At 53.7% G+C, this 13,377-nt stretch carries 10 protein-coding genes and 1 tRNA gene; 6 read left to right on the forward strand and 5 right to left on the reverse strand.

Annotated features, from left to right (window positions below; genetic code table 11):
- The first annotated feature begins 2 nt into the window (after positions 1-2).
- The 4 genes from purN (at position 3) to DHf2319_RS06810 (ending at position 5,692) form a co-directional block, all read left to right on the forward strand.
- Entirely contained in the window at positions 3-662 is a 660-nt protein-coding gene (gene purN, locus DHf2319_RS06795; protein ID WP_243477378.1) for a phosphoribosylglycinamide formyltransferase, read from the forward strand.
- Positions 659-2,029 carry an RsmB/NOP family class I SAM-dependent RNA methyltransferase gene (locus DHf2319_RS06800; protein ID WP_243477379.1) on the forward strand — a complete coding sequence of 457 codons (1,371 nt, stop codon included), beginning with the start codon at positions 659-661 and terminating at the stop codon, positions 2,027-2,029. The genes purN and DHf2319_RS06800 overlap by 4 nt, the downstream gene beginning before the upstream one ends.
- Before the next feature lie 238 nt (positions 2,030-2,267).
- Positions 2,268-3,467 carry a DesA family fatty acid desaturase gene (locus DHf2319_RS06805; protein ID WP_243477380.1) on the forward strand — a complete coding sequence of 400 codons (1,200 nt, stop codon included), beginning with the start codon at positions 2,268-2,270 and terminating at the stop codon, positions 3,465-3,467.
- Positions 3,464-5,692, forward strand: a complete 2,229-nt coding sequence (locus DHf2319_RS06810; RefSeq protein WP_243477381.1) for a UvrD-helicase domain-containing protein — start codon at positions 3,464-3,466, stop codon at positions 5,690-5,692. Before DHf2319_RS06805 ends, DHf2319_RS06810 begins: the two co-directional genes overlap by 4 nt.
- Positions 5,693-5,698: 6 nt before the next feature.
- Here the strand turns inward: DHf2319_RS06810 and DHf2319_RS06815 are convergent, their stop codons facing one another.
- The 5 genes from DHf2319_RS06815 to dapC form a co-directional block, all read right to left on the reverse strand.
- The gene (locus DHf2319_RS06815; protein ID WP_243477382.1) at positions 5,699-7,633 is read right to left on the reverse strand and encodes an ABC-F family ATP-binding cassette domain-containing protein; all 1,935 of its coding nucleotides are present in this window, start codon (positions 7,631-7,633) and stop codon (positions 5,699-5,701) included.
- Positions 7,630-8,526 carry a 50S ribosomal protein L3 N(5)-glutamine methyltransferase gene (prmB, locus tag DHf2319_RS06820; RefSeq protein ID WP_243477383.1) on the reverse strand — a complete coding sequence of 299 codons (897 nt, stop codon included), beginning with the start codon at positions 8,524-8,526 and terminating at the stop codon, positions 7,630-7,632. The genes DHf2319_RS06815 and prmB overlap by 4 nt, the downstream gene beginning before the upstream one ends.
- A 12-nt stretch (positions 8,527-8,538) precedes the next feature.
- Positions 8,539-9,675 (reverse strand): succinyl-diaminopimelate desuccinylase, encoded by a 1,137-nt coding sequence (gene dapE / locus DHf2319_RS06825; protein ID WP_243477384.1) that lies wholly within the window; start codon positions 9,673-9,675, stop codon positions 8,539-8,541.
- A 5-nt stretch (positions 9,676-9,680) separates the two neighbouring features.
- Positions 9,681-10,502, reverse strand: coding sequence for a 2,3,4,5-tetrahydropyridine-2,6-dicarboxylate N-succinyltransferase (gene dapD / locus DHf2319_RS06830; RefSeq protein WP_243477385.1), 822 nt, complete (start codon positions 10,500-10,502; stop codon positions 9,681-9,683).
- A gap of 116 nt (positions 10,503-10,618) precedes the next feature.
- Positions 10,619-11,815, reverse strand: a complete 1,197-nt coding sequence (gene dapC / locus DHf2319_RS06835) for a succinyldiaminopimelate transaminase (RefSeq protein ID WP_243477386.1) — start codon at positions 11,813-11,815, stop codon at positions 10,619-10,621.
- A gap of 67 nt (positions 11,816-11,882) precedes the next feature.
- Between dapC and DHf2319_RS06840 the strand changes: the two genes are divergently transcribed.
- Both DHf2319_RS06840 and tig read left to right on the forward strand, forming a co-directional pair.
- Positions 11,883-11,970, forward strand: a tRNA-Leu gene (locus tag DHf2319_RS06840).
- Positions 11,971-12,028: 58 nt separating this feature from the next.
- Entirely contained in the window at positions 12,029-13,342 is a 1,314-nt protein-coding gene (gene tig / locus DHf2319_RS06845; protein ID WP_243477387.1) for a trigger factor, read from the forward strand.
- Positions 13,343-13,377 lie beyond the last annotated feature (35 nt).

A 13,377-nucleotide genomic window follows, 5' to 3' on the forward strand; every position in this document is an offset into this window, starting at 1 on the left:
ACATGACTGACCGCCAAGCTGATGCCCGCCGATTCGTGATCCTGATATCTGGCCGGGGCAGCAACATGCAACAAATTATCGAACAGGCGCGAGCTCAGGGTTGGCCGGCACAATTTGTGCGTGTTATCGCCAACGAAGCCGATGCGCCTGGTATTGCCTGGGCCAAACAGCAGGGTCTACAAACGGCGGTGGTGCCACATCGTGATTTTACGGATCGGCAGGCGTTTGATGAGCATTTGGCGCAAATCATTGAGGCAGACCGACCTGATTATGTTCTGCTGGCTGGCTTCATGCGCATACTGACACCCGGTTTTGTTGCTAGGTTCAAGCATCGATTGATCAATATCCATCCCTCACTGTTGCCTGCGTTTCCGGGGCTTAAAACGCATGAACAGGCGATTGCTGCGGGTGTTGGCTGGCACGGTTGCACCGTCCACTTTGTCACTGATCAGCTTGATCACGGACCCATCATCGCCCAGGCGGCTGTCCCAGTTAAGGACAACGATACGCCGCAAGTTCTTGCCAATCGAGTGCTCAAGCTCGAGCATCAAATCTATCCTCGGGTTGTTCAATGGCTCGCTCAAGGACTGGTGCAAGTTAATCAGGTCGGGCAGATCACCCTAGAGGGCATCACGCAGCGTCACTTGTGGGTAAGTGAATGAAAAAATACGACTCTGAGCAACGGTCGGCACGCAGGGCGGCGAATCCCCCGAGCAGATCGAAAGCGCGAGGCCATGAGCGCGCCCGTGGCGCAAGCACAGATGAGCGCGGTGGATCGCGGCGTTTGGATCAGGTTACCGAGGTGCTCAAGCAGGTGCTAAGTTGGGATCAGCCCGCGGATGTTTTATTGTCTAAATACTTTCGATCCAATCCTGCCATGGGCGCTCGCGATCGGGCCCAAGTCGCACAGGCCGTCTTCGATGTCTTAAGACATTTACGGCGTTACCGGCATGATGCCCAGAGCATTGCGGGTGGACTGCAAGCCAAGCTGGCTGTCTTTGGGCTTTACGCTAGTCTTGACGATGCAGGGCGGCAATCAATACTGACGCCTGAGCAACTGACTTGGGCAGCTCACAGCCAACAAATTGATCCAGATAGCCTGGCATTTGGGCTCCGGTTTAGCGTGCCAGATTGGATAGAGCAGGAGATCAAGCGATTACCTGAGCCAGAAAGCTACGCCGAGTCGTTGCTGCATGGCGCACCGCTTGACCTGCGAGTCAATGGCTTGAAAGGTGAGCGGCAAGCGGTACTGGAAGAGATTCAGGTGCAGCTGCAAGACAGCAGGTTCTCGGCGCAAGCCACGCCATACTCACCAGACGGTATACGCTTGACTGGCCATCCACCCCTTAATCGCTGGAAACTGTTCTCGGATGGTGTGATCGAGGTTCAAGATGAGGGCAGCCAGCTGCTCGCTCATCTGGTGGGGCCTAAACGTGGCGAAATGGTGATCGATTTTTGCGCTGGAGCCGGGGGCAAGACCTTGGCGCTCGGCGCACTGATGCGATCTACCGGGCGGCTCTACGCTTTTGACGTATCGGCAGCTAGACTTGGTCGAGCCAAGCCACGGTTTGCACGCAGCGGCTTGAGTAATGTTCACCCTGTTGTTATCCGCAACGAGCGTGATGATCGGGTCAATAGGTTGGCTGGCAAGGCACATCGGGTATTGGTGGACGCACCGTGCACAGGATTAGGCACGCTTAGGCGCAATCCTGATCTGAAATGGCGCCAAAGTCCGGAACAACTTCAGCGGCTGTGTCAGGAGCAGGCCAGCATCCTGACGCAGGCGGCAAAGTGTGTTCGCCCCGGAGGTCGACTCGTGTATGCCACTTGCAGCTTTCTGTATCAGGAAAACGAAGCCCAAATTGAGCAGTTTTTGCAGCAACACCCGGAATTTGCCCTGGTCAATGCAACTGAATGCCTGCCAATTTGTCCAACCAATGCGGTTGACGGACAGGGCATGCTGCGGCTAAGGCCTGACTGGCATGGGACCGATGGATTTTTTGCAGCCATTTTACAAAAAAATATTTAGTGATTTTTTCGTTTTTTCAGTGGTAAGGGCCGGGCTGTCATTGATTCTTCACAGTGATGCGGAACCATTTGATGAACTGTGGTAGGGAAACTACGAATATTTGTAAAATACTTGTTATTTTTCAATTAGTTAGGAAATGAGTTTGATATCTATCAACGAACTGCCGTTGATTCGTTTCGTCTCGTGACACTCTGGGCTAAACTCAAGCTACGTCTTAATTTGCAGGGCATTTAATTACATGGACACACTAATTTCTTTGGCTGCTGGTGGCATCATGCAAGCATCTTGGTGGGAGATTTTGCTCTACACCCTGGTGATGACGCACATCACCATTGTTGCTGTGACAATCTACCTGCATAGATCTCAGGCTCACCGTGGTGTGGACCTACACCCGGCGGCAGCACATTTCTTTCGGTTTTGGTTGTGGATGACGACCGGTATGGTGACCAAGGAGTGGGTGTCCATCCACCGCAAGCATCACGCGCGTTGTGAGCGGGAAGGCGACCCGCACTCGCCGATGATCTATGGCATTGGCAAAGTGATGTTTCGGGGTGCTGAGCTCTATCGCGACGAGTCCAAGAATGCCGAGACACTGAAAAAGTTCGGCTACGGCACGCCTGATGACTGGATGGAACGTCATGTTTACTCCAAGCATAGTGCGCTGGGGATACTGATCATGCTTGGTATCGACTTGGCGCTGTTTGGCGCCATCGGCTTGACGGTCTGGGCTGTTCAAATGGCTTGGATTCCGTTTTGGGCAGCTGGCGTAGTCAATGGCTTGGGTCACTACTGGGGGTATCGCAATTTCGCCTCACCGGACACGAGCACCAACGTGTTTCCAATCGGCATCATCATTGGCGGCGAAGAGTTACACAACAACCACCATGCCTACGGTACATCCGCCAAGTTTTCGAGCCGCTGGTTTGAAATCGACATTGGCTGGGGCTATTTGCAAATCCTGAAGTTTCTTGGTTTGGCAGAGATCCGTAAAGTAGCGCCCAAACTCAAGCTTGAGACTGAAAAAGCAACCGTTGATCAACGCACGTTGCAGGGCGTGATTGCGCACCGCTATGAGGTTTTGGCGCGTTACTCGAGCATCATGCGTCAGGCATGCCATGACGAACTAGCCAAACTTAAACAGAAGGGCGGCTCGCTGGTCAACGTGGAGGCCATGAAGTCAGCAGTGCACTGGTTGGGTCGGGGCGATGAGACCTTGGCACCGGCTGAACGTGAGCGTATTGATGCCGCTTTGTCTCAGACCGAGTCGCTTTCGACAATGGTACAAATGCGCCGTGAACTGATGCGCCTTTGGGAAAGCTCGAGCGCAAGCAGTGAACAACTGCTGCATGATTTGCAGGCATGGTGTCAGCGGGCTCAACAAAGTGGCATTTCCAGCCTACAGGAGTTCGCACTGCGACTGCGCCGCTACGCGGCATGACAGTCGAGCAACTGAATGACCCTCAGCGTCGCGCGGTTACGCTGACTGAGGGTCATGCGCTCGTTTTAGCGGGCGCTGGTAGCGGTAAAACCAAAGTCCTCACTACTCGGATCGCCTGGCTGATTCAAAATCGTCTGGCAAGTCCGCTGTCGATTTTGGCAGTAACTTTCACAAACAAAGCCTCCAAGGAAATGCAGTCGCGTGTCGGCGCCATGTTGCCGATTGATACGCGTGGCATGTGGATCGGTACATTTCACGGGCTTTGCCATCGGATGTTGCGTGCGCACAGCCGTGATGCAGGTTTGCCGCAGACATTTCAGATTTTGGATACGACTGATCAACTTGCCCTGATCAAACGCCTTTTGAAGGCTAACGGTATCGATGAGGACAAGTATCCGGCACGTGACGCGCAGCGTTTTATTAACCGTTGTAAAGAAGAGGGTCTGCGTGCGCCTGCGGTTCAGGTTGATGATCCGTTTAGTCGACGTATGCGCGATATTTATGAGCTCTATGAAGCACAGTGTCAGCGCGAAGGTGTCGTCGATTTTCCGGAGTTGTTATTGCGCGCGCTCGAACTGTTACAAAATCACGAGCCAGTGCGTACGCACTATCAGCAGCGATTTCGTCACATCTTGGTGGATGAGTTCCAGGACACCAATCCACTGCAATATGCCTGGCTGCAACTCTTAGCAGGCGATGGTACCTGTTTGTTCGCCGTCGGTGATGATGACCAGTCAATCTACGCTTTCCGGGGAGCCAACGTTGGAAACATGGCTGACTTTGAGCGTGACTATGCGCGCGGCAACGTCATTCGCCTGGAACAAAATTATCGCTCTCACGGGCATATTCTGGACGCCGCAAACGCCTTGATTGCGAATAACACGGGCCGCTTAGGCAAGACGCTTTGGACCGATGCTGGTCAAGGTGAGCTGGTGCGCCTGTGCGAGCAACCCTCAGACCATGCGGAGGCGCAATGGGTGTTGGATGAGATAAGGGCCTTGCATGACGACGGCCTGAGCCGCCAGGACATGGCGATTCTTTATCGCAGCAATGCGCAGTCCAGAGTGCTTGAGCATGCACTGTTTTCGGCTGGCGTGCCGTATCGTGTCTACGGTGGGTTGCGATTCTTCGAGCGGCAGGAAATCAAACACGCACTGGCTTATTTGCGTCTTGTGAGTCGTATCGATGAAGACAGTGCATTTTTGCGGGTGGTGAATTTCCCAGCGCGAGGCATCGGCGCGCGATCGATTGAGACGTTAACCGATCAGGCCAATGCTTATCAGACCAGCTTGGCTCAGGCTGTTGCCAGGGTGTCTGGCAAAGCGGGCAGTTCCCTGGCGCAGTTTGTCAGCATGATTCAAACCTTGAGAGATCAAGTGCTCACATTGTCTCTGTCTGAAGCTGTTGAACAGGTGATTGACACCAGTGGATTGCGTGAGCACTACAGAAGTCAGCGTGATGGTGCAGAGCGCCTGGAAAACCTGGATGAGCTAGTTAATGCTGCCAAGGTGTTTGAATTGGAAGAAGACTTGGCCGGATTGCCCTGCGGAGAACGGCGTGTTCGTGCACAGGATGAACTCAGCGATCCGATGACTGGGCTTGAAGCGTTTTTATCGCATGCCGCACTGGAGTCAGGTGATACCCAAGCACAGGCTGGTCAGGATGCTGTGCAATTGATGACAATCCATGCGGCTAAAGGCCTGGAGTTTGATGCCGTATTCTTGACTGGTGTCGAGGATGGTCTGTTCCCTCATGAGAACAGTATGTACGAGCCGGGTGGTCTGGAAGAAGAGCGGCGGCTGATGTACGTTGCCATGACTCGTGCCAAAAAGCGTCTCTATGTCAGTTTGTCGCAAAGCCGGATGTTGCACGGCCAGACGCGTTACTGTTTGCCATCGCGCTTTATCGAAGAGATCCCTGAAGATCATGTCAAACGATTAAGTGCCAAACCTGCGATTGACGACTGGATTGGCTCGGCGGTCGCTACGCGTATGGGTGGCGGTTATCGCGCATCTAGTCCCAAATCTGCTGTTGCAAGCGGTATTGAAGTGGGTGGGCAGACCTTTAGAGTTGGGCAAGGTGTTCGACATCCCCGCTTCGGGGAGGGCACGATTTTAGGGCTTTCTGGGCTAGGTCTGGATGCACAGGCGCAGATCCATTTCCTGGATGTAGGCACCAAGACCTTGGCACTTGGAGTGGCTAAGCTTGAGATCATTGCCCGATAGCGTTGGTCATTGCAAATGGGTTTTCTCGAGCGCTTCTAGTTGCTCCATGAGCTCTAGGCATTGAATTTCAAGTGTTTCTTTATCTTGGGTGAGCTTGCCGTGTTCGGTCATGACACGTTGCCGGGTTTGGCTATCGGTATCTTGATAAAAAGATTCGCAGGACAGTTCAGTGTCGATTTGTGCCAAGCGGTTACTAACCGTTTGTAACTTTGATTCAAGCGCGGTTAAGGCCTTTTCAATTGGCTTACGGGCTTGGGCAAGTGCTTGCCTTGCCTGGGCTTGTTCACGGCGTTGTTGTTTACGATCTGGCGCGTTTTGGTTGTCCTCTGTTAAGACGTCCTGCGGCAGCGTTCGGTTAGGCTTAAAGCTCGTGATTTGCTGGCGATAGTCATCTAGATCACCATCAAAGGGTTTTACAGTGCCGTGGGCGACTAACCAGAATTTATCGACGGTGGTGCGAAGCAGATGGCGGTCGTGTGAGACCAGCAAAAGAGATCCTTCGTATTCAGCCAGTGCGGTGGTTAATGCCTCACGGGTTTCTACATCAAGGTGGTTGCTAGGCTCATCCAGGATCAGAAGATTGGGTTTGTTCCAAACAATCAGCGCCAGTGCTAGACGCGCTTTTTCTCCGCCAGAAAAGGGTGCGATTGACTCGTTCACCCGGTCGCCTGTGAATCCAAATTGTGCAAGGTAATTACGCAATGTCTGTTCGTTGGCAGTTGGTGCAAGTCGAACCAGGTGCAGCAAAGCGCTGGCATCACGGTCAAGCATCTCCATTTGGTGCTGGGCAAAATAGCCTACGGTCAGTGCTTTGCTCGGTAGTCGCTCGCCGCTGATGGCCTCAAGCTCGCCGGCAATCAGCTTGATCAATGTGGACTTGCCGGCACCGTTGACACCAAGCACGCCGATGCGATCGCCAGCTTCAAGCCGGGCGGTGACGCCTGATAAAACAGGGGTGAGTGCTCCATGGCTATCGCTGTAGCCCACTGAGGTGTCTTTGAGGGTCAATAGCCGGTCAGGTGTGTCGTCTGGGGACGGAATGCGAATATCAATAGCGGACTCGGCGTGCAGTGGTGCCATTGTCTGCATACGTGCCAGCGCTTTTACACGACTTTGCGCCTGCTTTGCCTTTGAGGCCTTTGCCTTGAAGCGATCGACAAATCGCTGTAAGCGTGCCGCCTCTTGTGTCTGGCGCTCCCAGGCGATTTTGGTTTGCCTCAGCCGCTCGGCCCGTTGGGATAAAAAAGATTCGTAATTGCCCTTGTAGCGAGTCAGTTTGCGTTGTTCGATATGGACGATGGTGTTACAGACCGCATCCAGAAATTCACTATCGTGGGAGATGATGATCGCTGTGCCTTGATAGCCGGCGAGCCATCGTTCAAGCCAGATCATGGCATCGAGATCAAGGTGATTGGTTGGCTCATCTAGCAGCAAGAGTTCGGACGGTGCCATCAGAGCCCTGGCTAATGCAATGCGCATCTGCCAGCCCCCAGAAAATGTGTTCACCGGCTTGTCCCACTCTTGGCTCGCGAATCCCAAACCCGCCAGGAGCGCTTGAGCCCGAGATTTGGCTTGCCACGCACCCGCCTGCTCCAAAGCAAGTTCGAGATTGGCAATGGTTTCACCCGCACCATTTTGGGCCGCCTCGCGTTGGCGCTCAAGCTCCCGAAGTTCCTGATGGCCATCGATCACATACTCGCATGCAGTGCGCTGTCCATCAACAATGGTTTGTGCCACCGATGCGATCCGCCATGCCGCGGGTATTTCTACTGCACCGGCGTCAGCATCCATCTCGCCCCGCATCAGGGCAAATAGTGTGCTTTTGCCGCTGCCATTGCGACCCACGAGTCCAACCCGTTCTCCCGGATGAACAACGAAGTCGGCGTCTTCGAGCAGCAATTGGGTGCCGCGTCGAACCGATAGACCGATACCTTTGATCACGTTTGAAGTTGCTCTGCACGCAACAGCATAATGTTTCTCTGCGTCGCAGCAGTATCTAGCCACAATGGTTCAAGGTCGGGAAATGCAGCCTCAAAATGATCTGCTTCATGGCCAACCTCGAGAATCAGAATACCGTCTTCGTTTAATCTGCTGCCCACTTCGACCATCAGCTCGCGGATTAAATCCATGCCGTCAGAACCGCCGGCAAGCGCGAGGCTTGGTTCGTGCTCAAACTCAGCGGGCAGGGCACTCATCGAAGAGGCATTTACATATGGAGGGTTGCAGATAATCAAGTCATATCGTTGCCCATCTGGCAAGGCCTCTAGCAAGTGCCCCTCAAACAGCTGCACCCGATCTTCGAGATCGTAATCAGCGATATTGGCTTGCGCGAGCTCCAACGCCGATTCGCTCACGTCAGTCGCATCGACTTGCGCCTGCGGGAAGTTCAACGCAGCCAAAATAGCAAGACAACCCGAGCCAGTACAGATGTCTGCGATCCGGTAGACCAATTCCGGTGCTTCCAGCCACGGCTCTAGTTGCACTGACAAGAGCTCACTAATGGGCGAGCGCGGAATTAAAACCTGGGGATCGACCTGGAATCGGTAGCCAGATAGCCAGGCTTCATTGACCAGATAAGCCGTAGGTATCCGCTCAAGGCAGCGCTGGTCTATGTTTTGTTTGAGTTGTTCGCATTCTTCTGGCAGCAAACGTGCGTCCAGAAACGGCTCAAGCTGATCAATTGGTAAGTCAAGGGTTCGCAACACCAGAAAAACCGCATCATCCCAGATAGATTGAGTGCCCTGACCGACATGAACCTCGTGTCTGTGCATTTGGCTAACGGCAAAGCGCAGCCAATCTCGAACGGTCACTAGCACGTCAGTGGAGTCTGGCATTACGGGTGTCCATCAAGTTTTTAGGAGCAGGTTTTGCAGCGTGAGTCGATAGACATCTTTTAACGGTTCAAGCTGAGCGATTTCGATGTTTTCGTTGACCTGATGGATGGTCGCGTTCGTGGGCCCAAACTCAATGACTTGTGGGCATATTTGCGCAATGAAACGTCCGTCTGAAGTGCCTCCGGTGGTAGATAGCTCAGGAGTCTTGCCAGTGGCTGCCTTAATGGCATTTGAAAGCGCATCACTAAGCTCACCCCTTGGCGTAAGAAACGGCAAGCCACTTAAGTTCCAATCGAGTTCATAGGTGAGCTCATGGCGCTGCAAAATTGCCTCTACACGGTCTTTAAGCGATTGCGGCGTTGATTCCGTGCAGAACCGGAAGTTGAAGTCGATAACAATATCGCCAGGTATGACGTTGCCTGCGCCTGTTCCGGCATGAATGTTAGAGATCTGAAACGAAGTTGCGGGAAAGTAGTCGTTGCCGTGATCCCATAGCTCGGCAATCAGATCGTTGATCGCTGGTGTGGCCCGATGGATCGGGTTGATTGCCATGTGCGGGTAAGCAATATGCCCCTGTTTACCTTTGACGGTTAACTTGCCTGACAGCGATCCGCGGCGTCCGTTTTTTATGGTGTCGCCCAAATGATTGACCGAGGTGGGCTCGCCAACCACACAAAAATCAGGCGTCTCGCCAGTTGATTTTAAGTGTTCGCATACTTTGACCGTGCCGTGTATGGCAGGGCCTTCCTCGTCCGATGTAATCAGCAGCGCGATTGAACCAGGATGATCAGGATGGGCTCTGACGAATTCCTCAATGCCCACCACGAACGCTGCAATGGACGATTTCATGTCCGATGCGCCGCGACCAAACAGGTAGCCGTCGGTTTCGGTTGGCTGAAATGGGTCTGTATTCCAGCGCTCAAGCGGTCCTGTTGGGACAACATCTGTATGACCGGCAAACACCACCAAAGGTCTGGCCTGACCGCGTCGAATCCATAGGTTGTTGACGCCACCTTCAGCCATCACTTGCCATTCGAACCCAAGCGGCTCGAGCCGTTCAATGATCATTTGCTGGCAGCCTGCATCGTCAGGCGTGACCGAAGGTCGCGCAATCAAATCCTTGGCAAGCTGCAAGACGGTGGTTTCCATTTGGTTCAGGCTCTCAAAAGGTCGTTAATGCTGGTTTTGGCGCGAGTTTGTGCATCGACTTTTTTAACAATCACAGCGCAAGCCAGGCTGTGACTGCCGTCCTCGGCGGGCAGGGAGCCGGGCACCACGACTGAGCCAGCTGGTACTCGACCGTAAATAATTTTGCCGGTCTCACGATCGTAGATTCGTGTGCTTTGTGACAGAAAAACGCCCATGGCAAGCACTGAGTTTTCTTCGACGATAACGCCTTCAACGACTTCTGAACGTGCACCAATAAAGCAGTTGTCTTCGATGATGGTTGGATTGGCTTGCAGTGGCTCAAGCACACCCCCAATTCCAACGCCGCCAGAAAGATGGACATTTTTGCCGATCTGCGCACAGCTACCAACGGTGGCCCAGGTGTCGACCATCGTGCCCTCGTCAACATAGGCGCCAATGTTGACATAGGAGGGCATTAGCACCACATTGTGTCCTATGAAAGCGCCACGGCGAGCCACCGCCGGTGGGACGACTCTGTATCCGCCCGCTTTGAATGCGGTCTCACCAAATCCTGCAAACTTTAACGGTACTTTGTCAAAGAACTGCATCGGCGACTGCCCCATGGGCTCGTTGTCATTCAAACGGAAAGACAAAAGCACTGCCTTTTTGATCCACTGATGAACCACCCATTGCCCATCTAGCTTTTGTGCTACGCGCAATGTGCCTTGATCGAGGCCGTCAATCGTGTGTTCCACGGCTTCTCGTAAGCTCGCCTCAGCAGTCTTGGGCGTGATGGATGCGCGGTTTTCCCAGCCAGATTCGATGGTGGTTTGCAGATCAAGCGTCATGGTTTTGTGTTTCCTAAAGTGGTCTGTAAGGGGTGGTCTGTCATGGATTTAATGTCCCTATGAACACCAAAAGTGTAGCGAATCTGTGAATGGTTCGGTGATCAGTCATTTTGCAGTCACGGATTATTTGTCATAAAGCTCGCGATACGCTTTGCACCCTCGACACAATCTGCCAGTGGTGCCACGAGTGCGATACGAATGCGATTCTCCCCGGGATTGATTCCATCAGCCGTGCGGCTGACGTAGCTGCCTGGCAATACCTTGACTGCTTGTTGGTCTAGCAAGTCGTGAGTGAACTTTGCATCATCGTAGGGTGTTCGTGCCCATAGATAAAACGAGGCTTGCGGTCGCTGGACATCCATGACGGGGCCGAGAATCTCGAGCACCGCATCAAATTTTTCTCTGTAGGTCTGCCGGTTGGCGCGCACATGTTCCTCGTCTTGCCACGCCGCTAGGCTTGCTGCTGTTACCACACCCGACATGGCACTGCCATGATAGGTTCGATAAAGCAGGAATTTGGCGATGATCTGAGCATCGCCTGCCACGAATCCGGAGCGCAGGCCTGGCAGGTTTGATCGTTTGGACAGACTGGAAAAACTCACCAATCGCCGGAAGTCGTCTCGACCAAGCGCCACAGCCGCTTGCAGCCCGCCAAGCGGTGGTTGACTCTCATCGAGGTAGATTTCGCTGTAGCACTCATCTGAAGCAATCACGAAGTCATGTTCATCGGCTAGCTCGAACAGCATTTGCCAATCTTCAAGTGGCATCACGCTGCCGGCTGGATTGCCAGGGTTGCAGACATACAGTAGTTGCGTTCTGTGCCAAACAGCCGGACTGACAGAGCGCCAGTCGCTAAGAAAGTGATTGGTCGGGTCTGCATTGACATAAAACGGCTCAGCACCCGCTAAAAGTGCCGCGCCTTCGTAAATTTGGTAGAACGGATTTGGGCAAACAACCAAACCGCCAGCATTCGGATCCACCACTGTCTGCGCGATTGCGAACAAGGCTTCGCGCGATCCCAGAACGGGCAGAACCTGTGTTTCCGGGTCGGGTGCCTTGATGCGGTAGCGATTGGCGAGCCAGCCCGAGATCGCGGTCCGCAAAGCGGGGTCACCCTTGGTAGGCGGGTAGCCGGACAATCCCGCAAGCGAATTGACGATCGCCTGTTTGGCTAGCTCAGGCGCATCGTGCTTGGGTTCCCCAATCGACAGGTCGACCAGGGGTAGACCGGTGGCTTGAGGGTTCGCTGTGGCAAGCAACTTTCGGAGCTTTTCAAAGGGGTAGGGCTGTAAGAGTTCTAGGCGTGGATTCATGGATAAATTTTAAGGCTTTTGGTTCATGGCACAGTCACATCTTTCTGTGCGCTACAATTCGACATCCGCGAAGGTGGCGAAATTGGTAGACGCACCAGGTTTAGGTCCTGACGCCCGTTTAGGGTGTGCGGGTTCGAGTCCCGCCCTTCGCACCATTTTTTAACACTCGGCAGGCTATACAGCCGCGTCCGATCGAAACTTGGTGATTGATTTATGCAACCTGTGGTGGAAACCCTCGACGGCCTAGAGCGCCGCATTGAAGTCTCTGTGGCGATGGCTGACGTTGAGAAACGCGTCAAGGAAGAATTAAAGAAAGTGGCTCGTACTGCCAAAGCCCCTGGATTTCGTCCTGGCAAAGTCCCCATGTCGATGCTTGAGCGCTCCCACGGTCCTGGCATTCGTTATGACGTTGTGAATCGCGAAGTCGGTCGTGTGCTGGACGAGTCGCTAGCAGCGACCGGTTTGCGGGTGGCCGGTGCGCCTTCACTTGAGCCTAAAACCGATGATGTCGCGCAGGATACATTGGCTTTCAAGGCAACCTTTGAGGTTTACCCCGAGATCGAATTGCCAGACCTTGCATCCGTGGAAGTGACCAAGTCGGTTTGCAAAGTGACGGATGCGGAGGTCGAGCGCACGGTGAATATTCTGCGTGAGCAGCGGGCCGAGTACGTTGCCGAAGCTGATCGTGCAGCTCAAGATAACGACCAGGTCAAGATTGACTTTCTGGGTAAGATCGATGATGTTGCCTTCGAAGGCGGTACTGCAGAGGACTTTCCTTTCGTGGTGGGCAAGGGTCGAATGCTCACCGAATTTGAAGACGCGGTTCGTGGGATGAAGGCTGGCGACACAAAGACGTTTCCGCTTACATTTCCTGAGGACTACCCGGGCAAGGAAGTGGCTGGCAAGACTGCTCAATTTACGGTCACAGTCAAGGAAGTCGGGCGTCCCGAGTTGCCCGAGGTCAATGAGGAGTTTGCCAAGTCTCTTGGTCAGGCTGAGGGTAGCGTTGAGAAACTGATGGCAGATATTCGTCAAAACATCGAACGCGAAGTTGAGTCTCGTTTGCAAGCGAGAACGAAAGACAGTGTGATGAAGGCCATGCTAGATAGGGCCACCTTTGAGGTGCCTAAGGCATTGGTTAACGGCGAGGTCGAAAATCGGATTGCTGCGGCCCGTGAGCAGCTAAAGCAAAGAGGTGTGCCGAACGCTGATTCTGTGCCGATTCCGCCAGAGACCTTCTCTGAAGAGGCACAACGTCGGGTCAAGCTCGGTCTGATGATCGGAGAGCTGATCAACAAGAACAACCTGCAAGCCAAGCCCGAGCAGGTACGCGCCAAAATCGAAACGTTTGCGCAGAACTATGAGCAACCTGCCCAGGTGGTGAGCTACTACTTGTCAGATCGTCAGCGTCGGGCCGAAATTGAGGCGGTCGTACTCGAGGATAACGTGGTCGAGCATGTGTTGGCAGGTGCCAAGGTGACTGAGCAGGCCGTGCCGTTTGAGGAATTGATGGGGCAAAGTGCCTGAAGCAGGCTCGTCCCGATTGCCTGGCTAGATCGTTA

Source organism: Orrella daihaiensis (assembly GCF_022811525.1).
GTDB lineage: Bacteria > Pseudomonadota > Gammaproteobacteria > Burkholderiales > Burkholderiaceae_B > Algicoccus > Algicoccus daihaiensis.

Coding starts and splice junctions, on each gene's coding strand:
- purN (WP_243477378.1), top strand. CDS start 3: ATGACTGACCGCCAAGCTGATGCCCGCCGATTCGTGATCCTGATATCT.
- DHf2319_RS06800 (WP_243477379.1), top strand. CDS start 659: ATGAAAAAATACGACTCTGAGCAACGGTCGGCACGCAGGGCGGCGAAT.
- DHf2319_RS06805 (WP_243477380.1), top strand. CDS start 2,268: ATGGACACACTAATTTCTTTGGCTGCTGGTGGCATCATGCAAGCATCT.
- DHf2319_RS06810 (WP_243477381.1), top strand. CDS start 3,464: ATGACAGTCGAGCAACTGAATGACCCTCAGCGTCGCGCGGTTACGCTG.
- prmB (WP_243477383.1), bottom strand. CDS start 8,526: ATGCCAGACTCCACTGACGTGCTAGTGACCGTTCGAGATTGGCTGCGC.
- dapE (WP_243477384.1), bottom strand. CDS start 9,675: ATGGAAACCACCGTCTTGCAGCTTGCCAAGGATTTGATTGCGCGACCT.
- dapD (WP_243477385.1), bottom strand. CDS start 10,502: ATGACGCTTGATCTGCAAACCACCATCGAATCTGGCTGGGAAAACCGC.
- dapC (WP_243477386.1), bottom strand. CDS start 11,815: ATGAATCCACGCCTAGAACTCTTACAGCCCTACCCCTTTGAAAAGCTC.
- tig (WP_243477387.1), top strand. CDS start 12,029: ATGCAACCTGTGGTGGAAACCCTCGACGGCCTAGAGCGCCGCATTGAA.